The sequence below is a fragment of the Rhodopseudomonas sp. BAL398 genome, from assembly GCF_033001325.1.
GTDB lineage: Bacteria > Pseudomonadota > Alphaproteobacteria > Rhizobiales > Xanthobacteraceae > JARJEH01.
The window spans coordinates 3,050,139-3,068,523 of record NZ_CP133111.1; the positions used below are offsets into that span (position 1 = coordinate 3,050,139).

The 18,385-nt window shown below is 63.8% G+C and carries 20 protein-coding genes; 8 read left to right on the forward strand and 12 right to left on the reverse strand.

Features of this window, described 5'->3' with window-relative positions; genetic code table 11:
- Positions 1–101 precede the first annotated feature (101 nt).
- From RBJ75_RS14410 to RBJ75_RS14425, 4 genes are all read left to right on the forward strand, one after another.
- Positions 102–560, forward strand: a complete 459-nt coding sequence (locus tag RBJ75_RS14410; RefSeq protein WP_044407172.1) for a YbaK/EbsC family protein — start codon at positions 102–104, stop codon at positions 558–560.
- A 206-nt stretch (positions 561–766) separates the two neighbouring features.
- Entirely contained in the window at positions 767–1,288 is a 522-nt protein-coding gene (locus RBJ75_RS14415; protein WP_044407175.1) for a TRAP transporter small permease, read from the forward strand.
- Positions 1,289–1,327: 39 nt separating this feature from the next.
- On the forward strand, positions 1,328–2,635 hold the full coding sequence (locus RBJ75_RS14420) for a TRAP transporter large permease (protein WP_044407178.1): 1,308 nt from the start codon (positions 1,328–1,330) through the stop codon (positions 2,633–2,635).
- Positions 2,636–2,718: 83 nt separating this feature from the next.
- Complete coding sequence (locus RBJ75_RS14425) at positions 2,719–3,843, forward strand: C4-dicarboxylate TRAP transporter substrate-binding protein (protein ID WP_160297920.1); 1,125 nt, start codon at positions 2,719–2,721, stop codon at positions 3,841–3,843.
- Between the two features lie 54 nt (positions 3,844–3,897).
- Here RBJ75_RS14425 and RBJ75_RS14430 read toward each other — a convergent pair whose 3' ends face one another.
- The 3 genes from RBJ75_RS14430 to RBJ75_RS14440 all read right to left on the reverse strand — a co-directional run bounded on the left by RBJ75_RS14430 (position 3,898) and on the right by RBJ75_RS14440 (position 6,184).
- On the reverse strand, positions 3,898–5,226 hold the full coding sequence (locus tag RBJ75_RS14430) for a methyl-accepting chemotaxis protein (RefSeq protein ID WP_044407183.1): 1,329 nt from the start codon (positions 5,224–5,226) through the stop codon (positions 3,898–3,900).
- Complete coding sequence (locus RBJ75_RS14435) at positions 5,201–5,716, reverse strand: PAS domain-containing protein (protein WP_044407185.1); 516 nt, start codon at positions 5,714–5,716, stop codon at positions 5,201–5,203. The genes RBJ75_RS14430 and RBJ75_RS14435 overlap by 26 nt, the downstream gene beginning before the upstream one ends.
- A 192-nt stretch (positions 5,717–5,908) precedes the next feature.
- Positions 5,909–6,184, reverse strand: coding sequence for a hypothetical protein (locus RBJ75_RS14440; protein WP_234707333.1), 276 nt, complete (start codon positions 6,182–6,184; stop codon positions 5,909–5,911).
- Between the two features lie 336 nt (positions 6,185–6,520).
- Between RBJ75_RS14440 and RBJ75_RS14445 the strand changes: the two genes are divergently transcribed.
- From RBJ75_RS14445 to RBJ75_RS14455, 3 genes are read left to right on the forward strand one after another with little or no spacing between them, the layout of a single operon-like run.
- Positions 6,521–7,894 carry a lipopolysaccharide biosynthesis protein gene (locus RBJ75_RS14445; RefSeq protein ID WP_044407188.1) on the forward strand — a complete coding sequence of 458 codons (1,374 nt, stop codon included), beginning with the start codon at positions 6,521–6,523 and terminating at the stop codon, positions 7,892–7,894.
- A gap of 49 nt (positions 7,895–7,943) precedes the next feature.
- Positions 7,944–8,174: a hypothetical protein gene (locus RBJ75_RS14450; protein WP_044407191.1), complete on the forward strand. Its 231-nt coding sequence runs from the start codon at positions 7,944–7,946 to the stop codon at positions 8,172–8,174.
- Entirely contained in the window at positions 8,171–8,464 is a 294-nt protein-coding gene (locus RBJ75_RS14455; protein WP_044407193.1) for a type II toxin-antitoxin system RelE/ParE family toxin, read from the forward strand. The genes RBJ75_RS14450 and RBJ75_RS14455 overlap by 4 nt, the downstream gene beginning before the upstream one ends.
- Before the next feature lie 222 nt (positions 8,465–8,686).
- Here the strand turns inward: RBJ75_RS14455 and RBJ75_RS14460 are convergent, their stop codons facing one another.
- From RBJ75_RS14460 to RBJ75_RS14475, 4 genes are all read right to left on the reverse strand, one after another.
- Positions 8,687–9,475, reverse strand: a complete 789-nt coding sequence (locus RBJ75_RS14460) for a 3-hydroxybutyrate dehydrogenase (RefSeq protein ID WP_044407195.1) — start codon at positions 9,473–9,475, stop codon at positions 8,687–8,689.
- A 66-nt stretch (positions 9,476–9,541) separates the two neighbouring features.
- Positions 9,542–10,681, reverse strand: coding sequence for a DUF3734 domain-containing protein (locus tag RBJ75_RS14465; protein WP_044407197.1), 1,140 nt, complete (start codon positions 10,679–10,681; stop codon positions 9,542–9,544).
- A 91-nt stretch (positions 10,682–10,772) separates the two neighbouring features.
- Positions 10,773–11,285: a CAP domain-containing protein gene (locus RBJ75_RS14470; protein WP_276156871.1), complete on the reverse strand. Its 513-nt coding sequence runs from the start codon at positions 11,283–11,285 to the stop codon at positions 10,773–10,775.
- A gap of 195 nt (positions 11,286–11,480) precedes the next feature.
- On the reverse strand, positions 11,481–12,521 hold the full coding sequence (locus RBJ75_RS14475) for a glutamine synthetase beta-grasp domain-containing protein (RefSeq protein ID WP_276156872.1): 1,041 nt from the start codon (positions 12,519–12,521) through the stop codon (positions 11,481–11,483).
- 510 nt (positions 12,522–13,031) lie between these two features.
- Here RBJ75_RS14475 and RBJ75_RS14480 point away from each other — a divergent pair.
- A complete protein-coding gene (locus RBJ75_RS14480) occupies positions 13,032–13,220 on the forward strand; it encodes a DUF2735 domain-containing protein (protein ID WP_044414580.1) in 189 nt (62 codons plus the stop codon).
- 110 nt (positions 13,221–13,330) lie between these two features.
- On the opposite strand, the gene RBJ75_RS14485 is transcribed toward RBJ75_RS14480, so the two are convergent.
- The 5 genes from RBJ75_RS14485 to RBJ75_RS14505 form a co-directional block, all read right to left on the reverse strand.
- Positions 13,331–14,272 carry a glutaminase gene (locus RBJ75_RS14485; protein WP_044414579.1) on the reverse strand — a complete coding sequence of 314 codons (942 nt, stop codon included), beginning with the start codon at positions 14,270–14,272 and terminating at the stop codon, positions 13,331–13,333.
- Positions 14,273–14,470: 198 nt separating this feature from the next.
- Positions 14,471–15,520 carry a sulfate/molybdate ABC transporter ATP-binding protein gene (locus RBJ75_RS14490; protein ID WP_044414578.1) on the reverse strand — a complete coding sequence of 350 codons (1,050 nt, stop codon included), beginning with the start codon at positions 15,518–15,520 and terminating at the stop codon, positions 14,471–14,473.
- Positions 15,510–16,430 (reverse strand): sulfate ABC transporter permease subunit CysW, encoded by a 921-nt coding sequence (gene cysW, locus RBJ75_RS14495; RefSeq protein WP_044414577.1) that lies wholly within the window; start codon positions 16,428–16,430, stop codon positions 15,510–15,512. Before cysW ends, RBJ75_RS14490 begins: the two co-directional genes overlap by 11 nt.
- Entirely contained in the window at positions 16,427–17,221 is a 795-nt protein-coding gene (gene cysT, locus RBJ75_RS14500; RefSeq protein ID WP_411194524.1) for a sulfate ABC transporter permease subunit CysT, read from the reverse strand. Before cysT ends, cysW begins: the two co-directional genes overlap by 4 nt.
- A 100-nt stretch (positions 17,222–17,321) precedes the next feature.
- Positions 17,322–18,326, reverse strand: a complete 1,005-nt coding sequence (locus tag RBJ75_RS14505; protein ID WP_044414583.1) for a sulfate ABC transporter substrate-binding protein — start codon at positions 18,324–18,326, stop codon at positions 17,322–17,324.
- Positions 18,327–18,385 lie beyond the last annotated feature (59 nt).

Sequence of the window (18,385 nt, forward strand, 5' to 3'; positions counted from 1 at the left end):
CCGCAACGACCCTTCAAACGGCCGGGCCCCTCTTCACTTTTTCCAGCGGATGTGTGACGGGGTGACATCGTCGAGCCCCGCCCAATCCAGCGAGCCCACCCATGAGCCTTGAGTCCGTCCGCGCCTTCTTCGCCGCCCACGCGCCCGATATCGCGGTGCTGGAATCGCCGACGAGTTCGGCGACCGTCGCGCTGGCGGCCGAGGCCCACGGGGTGCCGCCGGCGCGGATCGCAAAGACGCTGGCGCTGCGGATCGGCGAGCAAGTGGTCCTGGTGGTTACCAGCGGCACCGCGCGGCTCGACAACAAGAAGGCCAAAGCGGCGTTCGGCGGCAAGCCGAAGATGCTCGGCTTGCATGAGGTCGCCGACCTCACCGGCCACGAAGTCGGCGGCGTCTGTCCGTTCGGGTTGATAGCACCGCTGCCGATCTACTGCGACGTTTCGCTGCAGGCCTTCGATGAAGTCGTGCCAGCCGCGGGCTCGATCCACAGCGCGGTGAAGATCGCACCATTGCGGATGGCCGAGCTGGTCGGCGCCCAATGGGTCGAGGTCTGCGGCTGATGACTACGGACAATTACTAAGCCGACTTCCCGCGCGACGGAAAAATCATCACACGCGCCCGCGCAGCCTGAGCCGCTCCGATAAACCGCTCGCTTGACATCGGCAGCGCTGCGCTAGACGGTATCGCCCAACGATAAGAACACAGCAAACGACCGCAACGACACGGGAACAACCCGGCGGCGGCGCTAGCTACCAGGGGGAGACAGATGCTGGGCAAATTGCTCGGCCGCGCCTCCACGCTACTGGCGTGGATCGGCGGCATCGGCCTCATTTTGATGATGCTGCACATCGCGGTCGACGTCGTCGCGCGCTACATCTTCAACGCGCCGCTGCATGGCACGGTCGAAATCGTCTCCGCCTACTACATGGTCGCGGTTGTGTTCCTGCCGCTGGCGATGATCGAACGCAGCAATGGTCATATCGTGGTCGAGCTGGTTACCCAGCATCTGCCGCGGCGCGGCCAGGACGTATTGATCGGATTCGTGGCGCTGGCGTCGGCGGTCTATTTCGGCGCCTTTGCCTGGCAGACCTGGAGCGACGCGCTGAAGAAATTCGCGGTCGGCGAGCAGGCGCTTGGCAGCGTCGCTATCACGGTCTGGCCGACACGATTCTATCTTCCGATCGGTTGCGGAATGATCGCGCTGGTGCTGGTGCACAAGGCGCTCCGCCTGTTCGTCGGCGACCGCAGCGTGCTCGATCCCCACGCCCCGCCGGAGTCGCAGCAATAGCAACGCCTCTCAACTTGGCCCCAGAAGGAGGCGCTGTGCATGGATGACCTGACGCTGAGCGGAATTGTGCTCGGCCTGCTGATCACCCTGTTGCTGTTTCGCGTCCCGGTCGGCGTGGCGCTCGGCGGTCTTTCCTTCGCCGGGATCTGGGTGATGCTCGGATCGCGCACCGCCTGGGGAATTCTGACTGCCGTCCCCTACGACTTCATCTCGCACTGGACGTTGAGTTCGGTGCCGATGTTCCTGCTGATGGGCTATATCTGCTTTCACTCGCAGCTCACCGACGGACTGTTTCGCGTGGCGCGAAGCTGGCTGTCCTGGATGCCGGGCGGGCTCGCCGTCGCCTCGGTCGGCGCCGCGGCCGGGTTCTCGGCGGTCACCGGATCGTCGCTGGCCTGCGCCGCCGCGATGGGTCGGATCGCGATTCCCGAGATGCTGCGCAGCGGCTACGACAAGGGCCTCGCCTCCGGCACCGTCGCCGTCGCCGGCACCATCGGCTCGATGATTCCACCCAGCATCCTGCTGCTGGTCTATGGCATCTATGCCCAACTGCCGATCAGCCAATTATTCCTGGCCGGCGTCGTGCCCGGCATTCTCACAGCTGTCCTGTACGCCGCGATGATCATCGTCCGGGTCAAGCTCAATCCCAAGCTCGCGCCGGCGGTCACCGAGACCGTGTCCTGGCGCGATCGCTTCGAGGCTTTCCGCGGCACCTGGCCGGTGATCGCGCTGATCGTCGGCGTGTTCGGCGGGTTGTTCGGCGGCATCTTCACCCCGACCGAGGCCGGGGGCATCGGCGCTCTCCTGTCCTTCGTGATCGGCTTCGCGCAGCGCACTTTGACGTGGAAGAAGATCAAGCTGGCGATCACCGAGACGCTGATCACCACCGGCTCGATCTTCATCATCGCGGTCGGCGCCATTCTGTTGACCCGCTTTCTGGCGCTGTCCGGATTCACCGGCTTCATCGCCGAAGTCGTGGTCGACGGCCAGGTCAGCCCATTTCTGCTGGTCCTCGGCACCATGGCGGTGCTGCTGTTTCTCGGCTGTTTCCTCGATCCGATCGGCATCATGTTGCTGACGCTGCCGGTATTCCTGCCGGCGGTCGAAGGTCTGCATATCAACCTGATCTGGTACGGCATCATCCTGACCAAGCTGCTGGAGATCGGACTGATCACGCCGCCGGTCGGGCTCAATGTGTTCGTGATCAAGGGCATCGTCGGCGATGCCATTCCGATCGAGACGATCTTCAAAGGCATTCTGTGGTTCCTCGTCGCGGATGTGCTCTGCGTCGTATTGCTGGTGACGTTCCCCCAGATCTCGCTCTATTTGCCCGGCCTGCTCGGCTAGGCGAAAGGCGGCCCGCCGCATCGGTGAATCCGGCGCGGCAGACGATGAAGTCGAATGAGAAACGACAAAGGAGGAGACAAAGCATGAGACAATCATGGATCGCAGCGTCCGCACTGGCGCTCACACTCGGCATGACCGGCGCGGCATCGGCGGTGACGCTGAAGGCCGCTCACTATCTGTCGCCGAAACATCCGGTCGGCGTCGGTTACGAGGTCTTCGCCAAGGAGGTGAAGAAAAATTCCAACGGCGAAGTCACCGTTCGCGTGTTCCCGGGCGAATCGCTGCTAGGCGCCAAAGCGATCTCCGACGGCATTCGTGACGATGTCGCCGATGTCGGTTTCACCACCATGACCTATACGCCGTCTTATTACCCGCACGGCATCCTGCTCAACGATCTGGCGATGGTCGGCGAGAACGACATGGCCGCCGCGATGGCGATCACCGAGCTGTTCACCATGCATTGCGCGCCGTGCCTGGCCGAATTCACCAAGCAGAACGAATTGTTCGGCGGCGGCATGAGCACCGCGCCCTATGTGCTGGTCGCCAAGGGCGACCTCAACTCGCTCGAGAAGATCAAGGGCAAGAAACTGCGCGCCGGCGGCTCGCTGTGGGATCGCTTCGCCAAATCGGTCGACGCCACCGGCGTCAACGTGCCGTCCTCGGAGATGTACGAGACGCTGTCGCGCGGCATCATCGACGCGGCGATCTATGCGGTCGGCGGGTTGAAGACCCATGGCCTTGCCGACGCCGCGACCCAGGTGGTGCAGCTCAATCTCGGCTCGTTCCGCTCCGGCAATCTCTATGCCATCAACCTCGACACCTGGAGCAAAATGACGACCGCGCAGCGCGCCGCGATCTTCAAGGCGCTGCCGGTGGCGATCGTCAGCACCGTCAACGCTTACCATGAAGGCGACAAGGAAGCCCTGAAACTGGCGAAGGAGAAGAACATTCCGGTGCTGCAGCCCGATCCCAGCCTGGTCGCCGCGCGCAAGGACTTCGTCGAGAAGGACCTGCCCGGCATCATCGAAGCCTCGCAGAAGAAGGGTATCACCGACGCCAAGGAGTTCGTCGACAAGTACAAGGAGCTGCTGGCCAAATATGAGAAGCTGGTGACCCCGATCGAGTCTGATCCGGCCAAGCTCAGCGACATGTTCTACAAGGAGGTCTACGCCAAGCTCGACCCGGCGACGTTCGGGGTCAAGAAGTAACGCCACGGCCCGGCGGCGCAGCCTCAAGATTGCGCCGTCCTCGCCGATCGATCATCAGCCTGCCAGCGCGCGGCGCTCCTGCTCGCCGCGGCGCAGCGACTTCAGGAAATTGCGCACCGTGCCGCCGAGCGTCGCGGCCTGCTCGGCGAGCGAGCTCGAGGCGCTGAGCGTGGTGCCGGCGTGTTGTTCGGTCTCGCCGACATTGACACTGACGCCCTGAATATTGCCCGAAATATCGCGGATGCCGGCGAAGGCCTGTTCGATATTGCGCGCCACCTCGCTGGTGGCGGCGGTCTGCGCCTCGATCGCCTGGGCGATGTGGCGGGTGATCGCGTCGACCTCGCCGATGGTCTGGCCGATATTGGCGATCGCGTCGGCGGCCGCTTTGGTGGTCTCCTGCACCTCGGCGATGCTCGCGGAAATGTCCTGCGTCGCCTTGCTGGTCTGCGCGGCGAGCGATTTCACCTCCTGGGCGACCACCGAAAATCCCCTGCCCGCCGCGCCGGCGCGGGCCGCCTCGATCGTCGCGTTGAGCGCCAGCAGATTGGTTTGGGCGGCGATCTCGTCGATCAGCTCGACGATGGTGCCGATCCGCTCGGTGGCGCTGCGCAGGCTGTCGACGGTGACGCGGGCGCTTTCGGCGCTTGTCACCGCCGCCTGGGCGATCGCGGCCGAGCGGTTGACGTTGCCGAAGATCTCGTTGGCCGACGCGGTCAGCTCGGTGGTCGCCGCCGCGACGGTCTCCATATTGGACGATGCCTGTTCGGACGCCGCCGACACCGCGACTGCGCGCTCCCGCGTCGCCGCCACGCCGCGGCCGAGGCTGCCGGCGGTGTCGCCCATATTGTTCGAGGCGGCCGACACGGTGCCGATGACGGCGCCGATCGCGCTTTCGAATTCCGCCGTATTGGCGTTGAAGGCCGCGACGCGCAATTCGATCGCCTGCATCGCGTCGTTGATGGTCTGGCTGGCGATCAGCAGCGCGCCGTGAAGGCCCTGCGGCAGGATCCGGCGATAATATTTGTCGTCGCGAACCGCCGCCATCGCGGCGCTGGCCTCGCGGACAAAGGCGTCGCAGCGGTCGATCATGTCGTTGAGGGTGCGCTGCAAGTCGCCGAGACTGCCGTCCTCGCGGCCATACATGACGCGGGCCTCGAAATCGCCGTCGGCGATCCGCGCGCAGACGTCCTTGAGCTGGACCACCGCACGATCGAGTCGGAGCAGCATCACGCCGATGGCGCCGAGCGCCAGCGCGACCAAGGCCAGACCGCCGACCTGCAGCGACGGCGAGCCCAGCCACGCGCCGATCGCAACCACGAGCACCCCGGCAACGGCGATGCCGAGACCGATCGCGGCCTTAGAGAGAGAAGACAAGCTGGTCATAGGACATGTTCTTTGAGTTGACGAATGCAACCAGCCGGCGGTATCCGGCCTCCAGAGCATCCTTGCCGTTACGGTGGCAGGCCTCCTCGGCGAGCAGCTCGGCATAGAGCGGCGCCAGGGTCGCGACCACGCGGCGCTCGGGCACGCGACGATTGGAATGATAGCCGATGATCCGGCGCTCGGAATCGAACGACGGCGTCACATGGGCGAATACCCAATAGAAGTCCCCGTTCCGGGTGATGTTCTTGACGTAGGCGAAGATCTCACGGCCGTTCTGCACGGCGTCCCACAACAGCTTGAACACGCAGCGTGGCATGTCCGGATGGCGCAGGATGCTGTGCGGCTTGCCGATCAGTTCGACTTCGCTGTAGCCGCACACCTCGGCGAACACCTTGTTGGCGTAGGTGATGCGACCCTTTGTGTCGGTTTTGGAGACGATGATGTCGTCGAAGAAAACCTCGACGGAAGTCGGCGTCTTTGCGGGGCTCACGGAAGAAATTCACCAGGGTCGTGACTGGCGCCACGGTCGTTCGGACGAACGACGCGATCGCCCAGCAGAAATACCAGGATAGTGTTAAAACTTGGTTGGTCGGAACCCAATGATCATGTCTCGCACCGAGGGTGCGTCAGCTTCGCCCATGTCGGGCATCATCTTACAACTAATTGATTGCGAAATGACCGCTTACCGTTTGTCTTTCTGGCTGCGCCCGATTCCGGCGACCAGCAGAAACGCCACCACCAGGCTCGCGCCATTGAGCGCAGCGGCCCGGATCGCATCGGCCGACAATTCAAACTGGTTTTGGGCGACATAACCCAGGGTCGCCGCAACGACCAAAGCCACGATGGTTGCCGCCAGTAATTGACCAACAAGGCGAACGGAAAATTTCGGCATTGGAATTTTTGGCATCGGGCGAAATCCTGCCTTGGAGTTCATCACGGCGCGAACCGTGATGGACAACCGGTGCGATTGCGATTGAGACCTTGTAGCACGCGTTACGACACCAACCTCATCACCATTCCGAGGTTCCTTTTTATGCACAGGCCCGCTCAACAGCCGGCCTCAGCGCGCCATACCTTATCTTGATACCTGCTAACGTCGCGAGCCGCCGCGATCCCCGGCTGCCCGCAGCGGGCGGTGGCGATCCCCACCGACGCAGGCAGCGATGGTCTGCGGGCTGACCACGGGCAGCGGACCCCGGCGGTCCGGCCCGACCAACCCTATCTTAACCAATCCTTGCCAGATTGGACCTTCATCACGCTCTTACCGCCGCAGGCCACTCCAGGGTTTCGCGCTTTGGCTCTCATGGATGCTCCGTCCGCAGCGACGCCGTTCGCGGCCCTGAAAAGCCGGCTCGGCGTCATGTTCGGCGGCTCGGGCGAAGCCTCGCTGACCAATCGGCTGGCCGGCACGATCTTTGTGATTCGCATCGTCAGCGCCGCTATGGCCTATCTCGCCCAGATTCTGCTGGCGCGGTGGATGGGCGGCTCGGACTACGGCATCTATGTCTATGTCTGGACCTGGGTGCTGCTGCTCGGCAGCATGCTGGATTTCGGCCTGGCGGCGTCGGCGCAAAAGATCATCCCGGACTATCGCGCCGCAGGCGATCTTGCGGGGCTGCGCGGCTTTCTGTCGGGGAGCCGCTGGGCCACGTTGGCGGCGTCCAGCCTGGCAGCGACGCTGCTGGCCGGCCTGGTCTGGGCGGCGTCGGGATCGATCGATCCGGCAACCCGGACACCGCTCTATATCGGCTGCCTGACGCTGCCGGCCTTCGTGGTCGCCAATACCCAGGACGGCATCGCCCGCTCGCATGACTGGATGCGGCTCGGGCTGATGCCGCAATTCATCATCCGGCAGTCGCTGATCATCGGCTTCACCGCCGGCGCCTTCGCGCTCGGCTTCCAGCTCGGCGCCGTGGCGGCGATGACCGCCAGCTGCGCCGCGGTCTGGATCGCGATGCTGGGGCAGATGATCGCACTCAATCGCCGCCTCAAGGGCCATGTCGAGGCCGGGCCGAAGACCTATGAGTTCCGCGGCTGGCTGGCGATATCCTTGCCGATCCTGCTGGTGGAAGGCTTCTACCTGCTGCTGTCCTATACGGATGTGCTGGTGTTGCAGCAATTCCGCTCGGCACAGGAGGTCGGCGTCTATTACGCGGTGGTGAAGACGCTGGCGCTGGTGTCGTTCATTCACTACGCGATGTCGGCCTCGACCGCGCATCGCTTCGCCGAATATCACGCCAGCGGCGACAAGGCTCGGCTGTCGGCCTATGTGGCGCATGCCATCAAATGGACGTTCTGGCCGTCGCTAGCCGCGACTTTGGCGCTGCTGGCGGTCGGCAAGCCGCTGCTGTGGCTGTTCGGGCCGCAATTCACCGTCGGCTACGACATCATGTTCATCGCCGCGATCGGCCTGATGGTGCGCGCCGCGATCGGCCCGGTCGAGCGCCTGCTCAACATGCTCGGCCATCAGCACATCTGCGCGCTAGCCTATGCGCTGGCCTTCGCGATCAATCTCGGCCTGTGTCTGCTGCTGGTGCCGCGCTATGGCGGCCACGGCGCGGCGGCGGCGACCTCGGCGGCGCTGGTGTTCGAGACCGTGCTGCTGTTCTGGATCGTGCGCCGAAGGCTAGGACTGCACGTGTTGGCGTTCGGCAAGCGCGGCAGCTAAGGTTCCGGAACCTCTATTCCGACATGGCGTCCGGTGCTATATTGGAAACATGGCACGTCCCGACCTCAAGGCCCTGCTCGAACGCGCTCAAACCTGGCCCGAAGCGGCGCAGGATGAGCTGGTTGCCGTTGCCAGTCAGATAGAAGATGAGTTGCAGGTCGACTATCTGGCAACACAGGAAGAATTGCGCGTCATCGACGTTGCAATGGTTTCGATCGATGCCGGCGAAGCCGCTACCGCCGCCGAGATCAAGGCGGTTTTCGCAAAATTCCGGCGATGAAACTGGTCTATTCGCGACGGGCACTGGCCGATCTCGGCAGGATTGCAACGTATTACACCGCCTCCGCCAGCCCCGCAGTTGCGGCCGCGATCGGATTTCGTCTCGAAACAACAATCGAGCGCATCTGCCGCGCGCCGCAAGCCGCGCCCCGGCTATCGCAGCGCTCGAACGTCCGCGTCGTTTCTGTCGTTCGCTATCCGTTCAAGATTTTCTATCGTTTGCGCAGTGACGCCATCGACATATTGCACGTTCGGCACACTGCGCGGCGTCCGTTCGAAGATGTCGACTGAGGTCGAAGGCTCGCACGGGGTCATCGCCGGCTTGACCGGGCGACCCAGTATTCCAGAGCGTTCGATCGCAAGCGCTATGGAATACTGGGCCCTCCGCTTTCGCGGAGGATGACGGGATGTTGCGCGGCGACGCCCCGCACAAACGGCAAGCGATGTGGCGGCGCCGTGCGTCCGGTATGGCCGGACTCCGTTGCTAAGTGGCGGGCGTCCGCAGGCGCCCGCTTACGCCGCGGTCCAGCCGCCATCCATCGACAGATTGGCGCCGGTGATCTGGCTGGCATCGTCGCCGCACAGATACAGCGCCAAAGCGGCGACCTGCTCCGGGGTGACGAACTCCTTAGTCGGCTGCGCCTGCAGCAGCACGTCGTTCATCACCTGCTCCTTGGTAAGGCCGCGCGCTTTCATGGTGTCGGGGATCTGTTTTTCGACCAGCGGGGTCCAGACATAGCCCGGCGAAATGCAGTTCACCGTGATCTTGAAGGTCGCGAGCTCCAGCGCCGCGGTCTTGGTGAGGCCCGCGATGCCGTGCTTGGCGGCCACATAGGCCGATTTGAAGGGCGAGGCGACCAGCGAATGCGCCGAGGCGGTGTTGATGATGCGGCCCCAGCCGCGCTTCTTCATGCCGGGAATGGCGGCGCGAATGCCGTGAAACGCCGACGACAAATTGATCGCGATGATGGCGTCCCATTTCTCGATCGGAAAATCCTCGATCGGCGAGACGAACTGGATGCCGGCATTGTTGACCAGGATATCGACCGAACCGAACGAACTCTCCCCAAGCGCCACCATGGCGGCGATCTCGGCGGGCTTGAGCATGTCGGCCGGCGAATACACGCATTTGACGCCGAAATCGGCCTCGATGCTGTTGCGTTCCTTCTCGATCGCGGCGGGCTCGCCCATGCCGTTGATCACCACATTGGCGCCGGCCTTGGCGAAGGCGCGCGCATAGGCCAATCCGATGCCGCTGGTCGAGCCGGTCACCACAGCGGTCTTGCCTGTCAGACTAACCATTCGCTTGCTCCTGTTTGATTCTGGATTGATCGGGCCGGTCGGCCCGCGACATGATTGACCACGACGCTATTTGAACGCGTCCGCGGTGAGATCGCAGGTCACCATGGTCTCGCCTTGCTGCGGCCGGCGCAGGCAATCAGGATGACGCATCGAGACATGGACATCCTGCTCGCCGGATTTCCAGTGTTCGAGCATGTTGAGGCGGGAGAAATCGTAGTCTTTCGACGACGCTTCGTAATCCTTCTTGCGGTAGATCAGATGCACCACGGTGACGGTATTGTCCTTGGCGGCCTCGTGCAGGATCGCATAGGCCGGATCGTTCTTCAGGTCGTCGGGCAATCTGCCGATCAGATCGCGCAGCGCCTTGCGGGTGTTGCGGATCTGCTTGTTCTTGTCGGTGTTGAGCCGGGTGCGGCTGGAGAACCGGATGTCCTTTTCGCGCTCGGCGGCTTCCAGCAGGGTTTCGGGCAGCTGGCCGCGGGCGCTGAACAGGTCGACCTGGAAGATCAGCAGATCGTCGACCGTCTCCTCGCCCAGCACGTAATCGAGCGGCGTGTTGGAGGCGATGCCGCCATCCCAATAGAACTCGCCGTCGATCTCGACCGCCGGAAACCCCGGCGGCAGCGCCGCCGACGCCATGATGTGCTCGGGGCCGATGGTGTGCCGGGTATTGTCGAAATAGGTGAAATTGCCGGTCGCGATATTGACCGCGCCGACGCTGAGCCGGATGCCGTTGCGGTTGATCAGGTCGAAATCCACCAGCCGCAGCAGCGTCGCGCGCAACGGGGACGTGTCATAATAGCTCAGCGATGTCAGCTCGCCGGACGGAAGCAGCTGTGGCGGCGGAAACCGCGGGGTGAAGAAACCCGGAACGCCGAACGCCGCGGTCAGCGCCGCGCTGGTCTCGTTGAAGATCGAATGGGCGCGGTCGCTGTGCAGCATCGGCTGCCACGGCACCGGCGCCGAGACCAGATCCCAGAATTCCTTCAGCTTGGCGACGCGGCTCTCGCGCGGATTGCCGGCGATGATCGCGGCATTGATCGCGCCGATCGAAATGCCGGCGATCCATTGCGGCTCGAAATCATGGTGGCACAGCGCCTGATAGGCGCCGGCCTGATAGGAGCCGAGCGCGCCGCCACCCTGCAGCACCAGCACGCGGCGGGCCTGCGCGGGGGTCAAGGCCGGTTTATGGGGCGTGTCATCCATGATTGCCAATGCACCGGATCAGTCGACGCAAGGTGGCGTCCCTTCGCCGCCGCGTCAATTACGCAAACGGCGGAGGCTGATCACGGCCGCTTTATCGCGGCGCCTCCGTCGAGGCCAGGATCAGGGTCCAGAATACCTTGTATTTGGTGCCCGGCGCATAGCTGGCGGCGATGCCCAATTTGGTGACGCCGCTCTTGAGCATATTGGCCCGATGCGGCGGCGAATCGCGCCAGCCCGAAAACGCCTCGGCCAGCGTGTGGTACCCGGCCGAAACATTCTCCACCGCGATGGAGGCGGGATATCCCGAGGCATTGAGCCGCTTCGCCAGCGGCGCCTTGACGTCGTGGTCGAGCTTGTTGCGCTTGGCCATCGCCGTCGACTGGTCTTCGGCCAGCTGCATCAGCGCCGGATCGACCGTGACGGCGCCGAGGCCGTTATTGTGCCGGTACAGTGAGATCATCGAGGCCGCCGCGGCCGGATCGAGCTTGGCGCCGCCATTGGCCATGCTGAGATACATGGTCGGTTGATCGGCCACAGGCGCGATTTCGCCGGCGCATCCTGCCAGCACCAGAAGGCCGACAACGGCCACCACCCCACGCTTCATGTGCAATCCCCAGATCAGAGGCGGTTGTTGCACACCAACAATGGCCGAAAGGTGAACGTCAGGGCGGCAGCTTCGAATTGGTTGCGATGGCGCCCGGCAAAAGCAGCGAGCTCGTTGCTCCGGTCTTGCGGGGAGCAGTCAAGCAAACGGCCCGGACTTGGTCCGGGCCGTTTGAAACCATTGTGAACCGATTGCTTAAGCTGCCGCGGCGGACTTGGCGCCGGCCGGGACCGAAGCGATGGTCTTCAGGATCTGCGAGGCGATGGCGTAGGGGTCCCCCTGGGAGTTCGGACGGCGATCTTCCAGATAGCCCTTGTATTCGTTGTTGATGAAGGAATGCGGCACCCGGATCGAGGCGCCACGGTCGGCGATGCCGTAGCTGAACTTGTTCCACGGCGCGGTTTCGTGCTTGCCGGTCAGGCGCAGATGGTTGTCCGGACCGTAGACCGCGATATGGGCTTCCCAATTGTCGCCGAACGCCTTCATCAGCGCTTCGAAATAGTCCTTGCCGCCGGTCTCGCGCAGATAGGTGGTGGAGAAGTTGGCGTGCATGCCGGAGCCGTTCCAGTCGGTGTCGCCGAGCGGCTTGCAGTGATATTCGATGTCGATCTCGTATTTCTCGGTGAGACGCTGCAGCAGATAGCGGGCCATCCACATTTCGTCGGCGGCGCGCTTGGAGCCCTTGCCGAAGATCTGGAATTCCCACTGGCCCTTCGCCACTTCGGCGTTGATGCCTTCATGGTTGATGCCGGCGGCCAGGCACAGGTCGAGATGTTCCTCGACGATCTGGCGGGCGACGCTGCCGACATTGCTGTAGCCGACGCCGGTGTAATACGGGCCCTGCGGCGCCGGATAGCCGGCGGCGGGAAAGCCGAGCGGGCGGCCGTCCTTGTACATGAAGTATTCCTGCTCGAACCCGAACCAGGCGCCGTCATCGTCGAGAATGGTGGCGCGGGTGTTGGTCGGATGCGGGGTGACGCCGTCGGGCATCATCACTTCGCACATCACCAGCACGCCGTTGGTGCGCGCGGCGTCCGGGAACACGCGGACCGGCTTCAGCACGCAATCCGAATTGCTGCCTTCCGCCTGCATCGTCGAAGAACCGTCAAAGCCCCACAGCGGCAGTTCGTCGAGCGACGGGAAGTTGGTGAATTCCTTGATCTGCGTCTTTCCCCGCAGGTTCGGCACCGGGGTGTAGCCATCGAGCCAGACATACTCGAGCTTGTACTTTGTCATGCGGTTCTCTCTGAGTTGCAATGCGAAGGGTGATGATCCCAAAGCTTGAAGGCGCCACATGTGCCTGGCGGCCAGCGGTCCTGCTTTTCCCAAGCATTTTGTATGCCAAACGCGACCCACGCGGCGGCCTCGAAGTGCCGGGTCGCGACGCCGCCAGGCTGCCGCGCAAGCGACGACCGGTCGGCCCGAAAACCCCTCGTAACTGCCCGCATGGCGGGCACGAGACATAATTAACCACAGCCGCCCACAATTCCCTGGCCGGCACAGCAACCTTGGTTCCGCGCGGGCGTTGGCCTTGGCGTTTTGATTAGTTCGTCAGCAGATCAGCCGTTGCGCAAATATGCAGCAAATCGTGATTTTTATTTAATCAGGTTGCATGAAGTGAAGGCAAACACGATATGATCAGGAGCCGACGCACGGCGTTATCCGACGCCAAGCAAGGCAAGCGAGCAAGGCAAGTATCGAGGCGACCACATTGGAGAAGACCAACTCGAAGGAGAGAAGGAGCGAATGGTGAATACGAATTTGAACCAGGGATCCGCGAGGATCTATCAATTCCCAGTCGGCGGCCGCGCCGGTTTGTCGAGCCAGTTCGGCGCGACCACACCGTCGGCGACGCCGCTTCCCAATATCGTATCGGGCAGCAGCTGGTATCACGAAGCAGCCGTGGCTGAAGACCGGACCAGCAAGCCGCAATGACACCGATCAGGTCGACGCCCATGCGGGGCGTGAAAGACGCGCGTTAACAAGGGCCGGCGTGCAAACGTTCCGGCCCTTTTCGTTGCGTGCGCCACGCGCGCACGGCCGGTTCAGACCCCGAAGATCGACCAGCCCATCCGCTTGGTCAGCGCCTCCAGGGCGATGCGGCCGAGATGGGAATTGCCCGACGCATCCAGTCCCGGCGACCACACCGCGATCGACGCCTTGCCGGGCGCAACTGCCAGCACACCGCCGCCGACGCCGCTCTTGCCGGGCAGCCCGACCCGATAGGCGAATTCGCCGGAGCCGTCATAATGGCCGCAGGTCAGCATCAGCGCGTTGATGCGCCGCGCGCGCTGCGCCGACACCACCGAATGCCCGGTGGTGGGATTCTTGCCATTATGAGCGAGAAAACGCCCGGCCATCGCCAGCTGCCGACAGCTCATCGCGATGGCGCAATGGTGAAAATAGACGCCCAGCGTGAAATCGACCGGGTTGTCGAGCACGCCGAACGACTTCATGTAGTTGGCCAGTGCGGCATTGCGAAAGCCGGTGCGCTGCTCGGACGCCGCGACCGCGGCATCGATGGTGATGGCCGGATCGTCGGCCAGAAACTGCATGAAGCGCAAGATCTCGCCGATCGCCTCGCGCGGCTGATGCCCGGATAGAATCACGTCGGTCACCGCGATGGCGCCGGCATTGATGAAGGGATTGCGCGGCACGCCGCGCTCACGTTCGAGCTGGACGATGGAGTTGAAGGCGGAGCCCGAAGGCTCGCGGCCGACCCGGCGCCAGAGCCGGTCGCCGACCAGGCCGAGCGCCAGCGTCAGCGTGAACACTTTCGAGATGCTCTGGATCGAGAACGCCACATCGGCCTCGCCGCCGACGAAGGCGTTGCCGTCGGCGTCGATCACCGCGATGCCGAACACGTTCGGGTCGACCCCGGCCAGTTCGGGAATGTAATGCGCCACCTCGCCGCGATCGCTCCGCTGCGCCATCTCGGCGGCGATGTCGCGGACCACGGCGTCGAGGGATTCGCTCGCGTTGGTCATTCCCGGGCGCGAGCGTTTGCGCACGAAGCCAGACTCTGGCCACAGGGGCTGACCGCAAGATTCCGGGTTCGCGCGCAGCTATCGCTGCGCCCGCCCCGCAATGACGTCTGTGCCGGGGATGGCCGGTGGGTTTTGATATGAGGCATCGTCAACAGAACTCGCAATTTCACCGCGCGCCATGCACGACGCGTACCAGCCCTAGTCCGGCGTGGCAAAAATCCGGTAGCGGCGCGGCTGCAGGCTGACGCGGTCGCCGGGCTTCAGGTCGCGGTCGCGCGGCGCGTCGATCTCGATCATTGTGCACGGGCCGGCGGTGTTGAGCACGATGTCGGCGCGATGCATCGGCCCGAAGGCCCGCACATGCTTGACCGCGCCCTCCAGCGCGCCAGAGCCGCTCGGCCCGATCGCCAGATCGTGGCGGCGGATGAACAGCTTCGAAGGGCCCGGACGGGCGTCGCGGGTGTCGAGGGCCAACACCTTGTCGCCGAGCCGGACCCGGCCATCGCGGATCTCGACCGGCAGCACGATCGATTCGCCGATGAAGCCGTGGACGAAGGCGCTGGCGGGCTCTTCATAGACATCGCCGGGGCTGCCGATCTGCTCGATCCGCCCCTTGTCCATCACCACCACACGGTTGGCGACTTCCAGCGCCTCTTCCTGGTCGTGGGTGACGAAGATCGAGGTGACGTGGATCTCCTCATGCAGCGTGCGCAGCCATTTCCGCAGCTCCTTGCGCACCTTGGCGTCGAGCGCGCCGAACGGCTCGTCGAGCAGCAGAATCTTGGGTTCGATTGCCAGCGCGCGGGCCAGCGCGATGCGCTGGCGCTGGCCGCCGGAGAGCTGGCTCGGATAGCGTCCCGCCAGCCAATCGAGCTGCACCAGGTCGAGCAGCTCTTTCACCCGGGCGCGGATCTCGGCCTCGCTCTTGCGGATCGCGCGCGGCTGCACCCGCAGCCCGAAGGCGACGTTTTCGAACACGCTCATATGGCGGAACAGGGCGTAATGCTGGAACACGAAGCCGACATGGCGCTCGCCGGCGCCGCGCGCCAGCGCATCCTCGCCATCGAACGCGACCTGCCCGGAATCCGGCCAGTCCAGCCCAGCGATGATCCGCAGCAGCGTGGTCTTGCCGGAGCCGGACGGCCCCAGCAGCGCCACCAATTCGCCGGTCTCGACCTTGAGGTCGACGTCGTCGAGCGCGGTGAAGGCACCGAAGCGCTTGACGATATTGCGGACTTCAATCGTCATGGAGTTCACGTCCTTGCTCGATCCGGCCTTCCAGCACGGTCTTTGCGATCAGCGTGACCAGCGCCAGAAGCGCCAGCAGCGACGCCACCGCAAACGCCGCCACCATCTGATATTCGTTATACAGAATCTCGACCAGCAGCGGCATGGTGTTGGTCTCGCCGCGGATATGGCCCGACACCACCGAGACCGCGCCGAACTCGCCCATCGCCCGCGCGTTGCACAGCAGCACGCCGTAGAGCAGGCCCCATTTGATGTTCGGCAGCGTCACCTTCCAGAAGGTCTGCCAGAATCCGGCGCCGAGCGAGATCGCGGCCTCCTCCTCCTGCGAGCCCTGCTCCTGCATCAGCGGAATCAGCTCGCGCGCCACGAAGGGAAAGGTGACGAAGCTGGTCGCCAGCACGATCGCCGGCATCGCGAACAGGATGTGAATGCCATGCGCCATCAGCCAGCCGCCGAAAAAGCCCTGGGCGCCGAACAGCAGCACGAACACCAGGCCGGAAATCACCGGGCTGACCGAGAACGGCAGATCGATCAGGGTGATCAGCAGCGTCTTGCCGCGAAACTCGAATTTCGCGATCGCCCAGGCCGCCGCGACACCGAACAGCAAATTGAGGCCGACCGAGATCAATGCGGTCGCCAGCGTCAGCCGGATCGCCGACAGCGCCTCGGCATTCGACAGCGCCGTCAGGTAGAAGCCGATCCCTTTCGAGAAGGCTTCGGCGAACACCAGCAGCAGCGGCAGCCCGACGAACACCGTCAGGAACGTCACCGCAAGGCCGATGACGATGCCGCGCACCAGCCGTGGCTCGGTGTGGGAATCGCGGTGAGCGCGGCCGGCGATATGGTCCGCGGCCTTCGCGGCTCTCGCCGCGGCCGCGCGCGCGCGGGATGCGGTCACGACCATCGTCATGTCTCGACCACCGATACGGCGCGGCTTTGCGACCAATGTTGCAGCCTGTTGAGCAGGAAGATGATCAGGAACGAGAACACCAGCATAACCACCGCGATCGCGGTGGCGTCGGCATAGCGAAACTCCGACAGCCGGATGACTATCAAAAGCGGCGCGATCTCCGAGACATTGGGCAAATTGCCGGCGATGAAGATCACCGAACCATATTCGCCGACCGCACGTGCGAACGCCAGCGCGAAGCCGGTCAGAATCGCCGGCAACAGCGACGGCAAAATGACGCGGGTGATGGTCTGCCAGCGATTGGCGCCGAGGCTTTCGGCGGCCTCCTCGATCTCGACGTCAAGATCGATCAGCACCGGCTGCACGGTGCGCACCACGAAGGGAATGCCGATGAACACCATGGCGATGAAGATCCCGAGCGGCGTGAACGCCACCTTGATGCCGAGTGCCGCCAGCGGCGCGCCGAGCCAGCCCTTCTGCGCGAACAATGTCGTCAGCGCGATGCCCGCCACCGCGGTCGGCAGCGCGAAGGGAATATCGACAATGGCGTCGAAGATCCGGCGGCCGGGAAAGCGATAGCGCACCAGCGCCCAGACGATGATCAACCCCGCGACTAGATTGACCAGCGCCGCCGCGAAAGCCAGGCCGAAGGAAATCCGCAAAGCGTGCAGCGTCCGCCGGCTGGTCAGGATCTCGCCGAATTGCGCCAGGCTGAGTTCGGCGGTCTTGACGAACAACCCGGCCAGCGGAATCAGGATCAGCAGCGACAGCCACGTCAGCGTGAGCCCCATGGTGAGGCCGAATCCCGGCAGCGCGCTGCGTCTCGATGCTCCGCTCACAATGTCCCTCGGTCGATCATCGACGCCGTGCGGCCAAACTCCCGCGTGGCCTCTAATCCTTATAGATCTTATCGAACACGCCGCCCTGAGCGAAATGCTCGCTCTGCGCTTTGGCCCAACCGCCGAATTCCTCGTCGATTGTGAACAGCTCGACCTTGGCAAAGGTATCGGCATATTTAGCGGCAACAGCCGGGTCGCGCGGCCGGTAGAAATTGCGCGCGGCGATTTCCTGCGCCTGCGGCGTGTACCAATATTGCAGATAGGCCTCCGCGGCCTTTCTGGTGCCTTTGGCGTCCACCACTTTGTCGATCACCGCGACCGGCGGCTCGGCCAGGATCGACACCGATGGCGCGACGATCTCGAACTGGCCCTTGCCGAATTCCTTGATCGCCAGAAACGCTTCGTTCTCCCAGGTCAGCAGCACGTCGCCGACGCCGCGCTCGACAAAGGTAACGGTGGCGCCGCGCGCGCCGGTATCGAGGACGGGAACGTTCTTGTAGATGCTGGCGACGAAATCCCGCGCCCGCTCCTGCGATCCGGATTTCTTCAGCGCATAGCCCCAGGCCGCCAGATAGTTCCAGCGCGCGCCGCCCGAGGTCTTCGGATTCGGCGTGATCACGCTGATGCCCGGCTTGACCAGATCGTCCCAGTCCTTGATGCCCCTGGGATTGCCCTTGCGCACCAGGAACACGATGGTCGAGGTATAGGGCGCGGCGTTCTGCGGCAGTCGCTTCTGCCAGTCCTTATCGATCAGGCCCTTGGCGGCGATGGCGTCGATGTCATAGGCCAGCGCCAAAGTGACGACGTCGCCCTGCAAGCCGTCGATCACGCTGCGCGCCTGCGAGCCCGAGCCGCCATGCGACTGCTTGATCTCGACGCTATCGCCAGTCTGCTTTTGATAGGCAGCCGCGAAGGATTTGTTGAATTCTGCATAAAGTTCGCGGGTCGGATCATAGGACACGTTGAGCAGCGACACATCGGCCGCGACGGCGGAGCCGGCCCAGATCAATCCAGCGAACAAGGTACCGATCAGCACGGGAACAAGACGACGGATCATCTCAATCTCCATTGGCCGGACGACATCATCGTCATCGACGGCAAGACCTGATAGTTCCC

Bases quoted from the DNA above. Each gene is read 5' to 3' on its own strand.
- RBJ75_RS14410 (WP_044407172.1), top strand. From the start codon at position 102: ATGAGCCTTGAGTCCGTCCGCGCCTTCTTCGCCGCCCACGCGCCCGAT.
- RBJ75_RS14415 (WP_044407175.1), top strand. From the start codon at position 767: ATGCTGGGCAAATTGCTCGGCCGCGCCTCCACGCTACTGGCGTGGATC.
- RBJ75_RS14420 (WP_044407178.1), top strand. From the start codon at position 1,328: ATGGATGACCTGACGCTGAGCGGAATTGTGCTCGGCCTGCTGATCACC.
- RBJ75_RS14425 (WP_160297920.1), top strand. From the start codon at position 2,719: ATGAGACAATCATGGATCGCAGCGTCCGCACTGGCGCTCACACTCGGC.
- RBJ75_RS14430 (WP_044407183.1), bottom strand. From the start codon at position 5,226: ATGACCAGCTTGTCTTCTCTCTCTAAGGCCGCGATCGGTCTCGGCATC.
- RBJ75_RS14450 (WP_044407191.1), top strand. From the start codon at position 7,944: ATGGCACGTCCCGACCTCAAGGCCCTGCTCGAACGCGCTCAAACCTGG.
- RBJ75_RS14455 (WP_044407193.1), top strand. From the start codon at position 8,171: ATGAAACTGGTCTATTCGCGACGGGCACTGGCCGATCTCGGCAGGATT.
- RBJ75_RS14460 (WP_044407195.1), bottom strand. From the start codon at position 9,475: ATGGTTAGTCTGACAGGCAAGACCGCTGTGGTGACCGGCTCGACCAGC.
- RBJ75_RS14465 (WP_044407197.1), bottom strand. From the start codon at position 10,681: ATGGATGACACGCCCCATAAACCGGCCTTGACCCCCGCGCAGGCCCGC.
- RBJ75_RS14470 (WP_276156871.1), bottom strand. From the start codon at position 11,285: ATGAAGCGTGGGGTGGTGGCCGTTGTCGGCCTTCTGGTGCTGGCAGGA.
- RBJ75_RS14475 (WP_276156872.1), bottom strand. From the start codon at position 12,521: ATGACAAAGTACAAGCTCGAGTATGTCTGGCTCGATGGCTACACCCCG.
- RBJ75_RS14480 (WP_044414580.1), top strand. From the start codon at position 13,032: ATGGTGAATACGAATTTGAACCAGGGATCCGCGAGGATCTATCAATTC.
- RBJ75_RS14485 (WP_044414579.1), bottom strand. From the start codon at position 14,272: ATGACCAACGCGAGCGAATCCCTCGACGCCGTGGTCCGCGACATCGCC.
- RBJ75_RS14490 (WP_044414578.1), bottom strand. From the start codon at position 15,520: ATGACGATTGAAGTCCGCAATATCGTCAAGCGCTTCGGTGCCTTCACC.
- cysW (WP_044414577.1), bottom strand. From the start codon at position 16,430: ATGACGATGGTCGTGACCGCATCCCGCGCGCGCGCGGCCGCGGCGAGA.
- cysT (WP_411194524.1), bottom strand. From the start codon at position 17,221: ATGGGGCTCACGCTGACGTGGCTGTCGCTGCTGATCCTGATTCCGCTG.
- RBJ75_RS14505 (WP_044414583.1), bottom strand. From the start codon at position 18,326: ATGATCCGTCGTCTTGTTCCCGTGCTGATCGGTACCTTGTTCGCTGGA.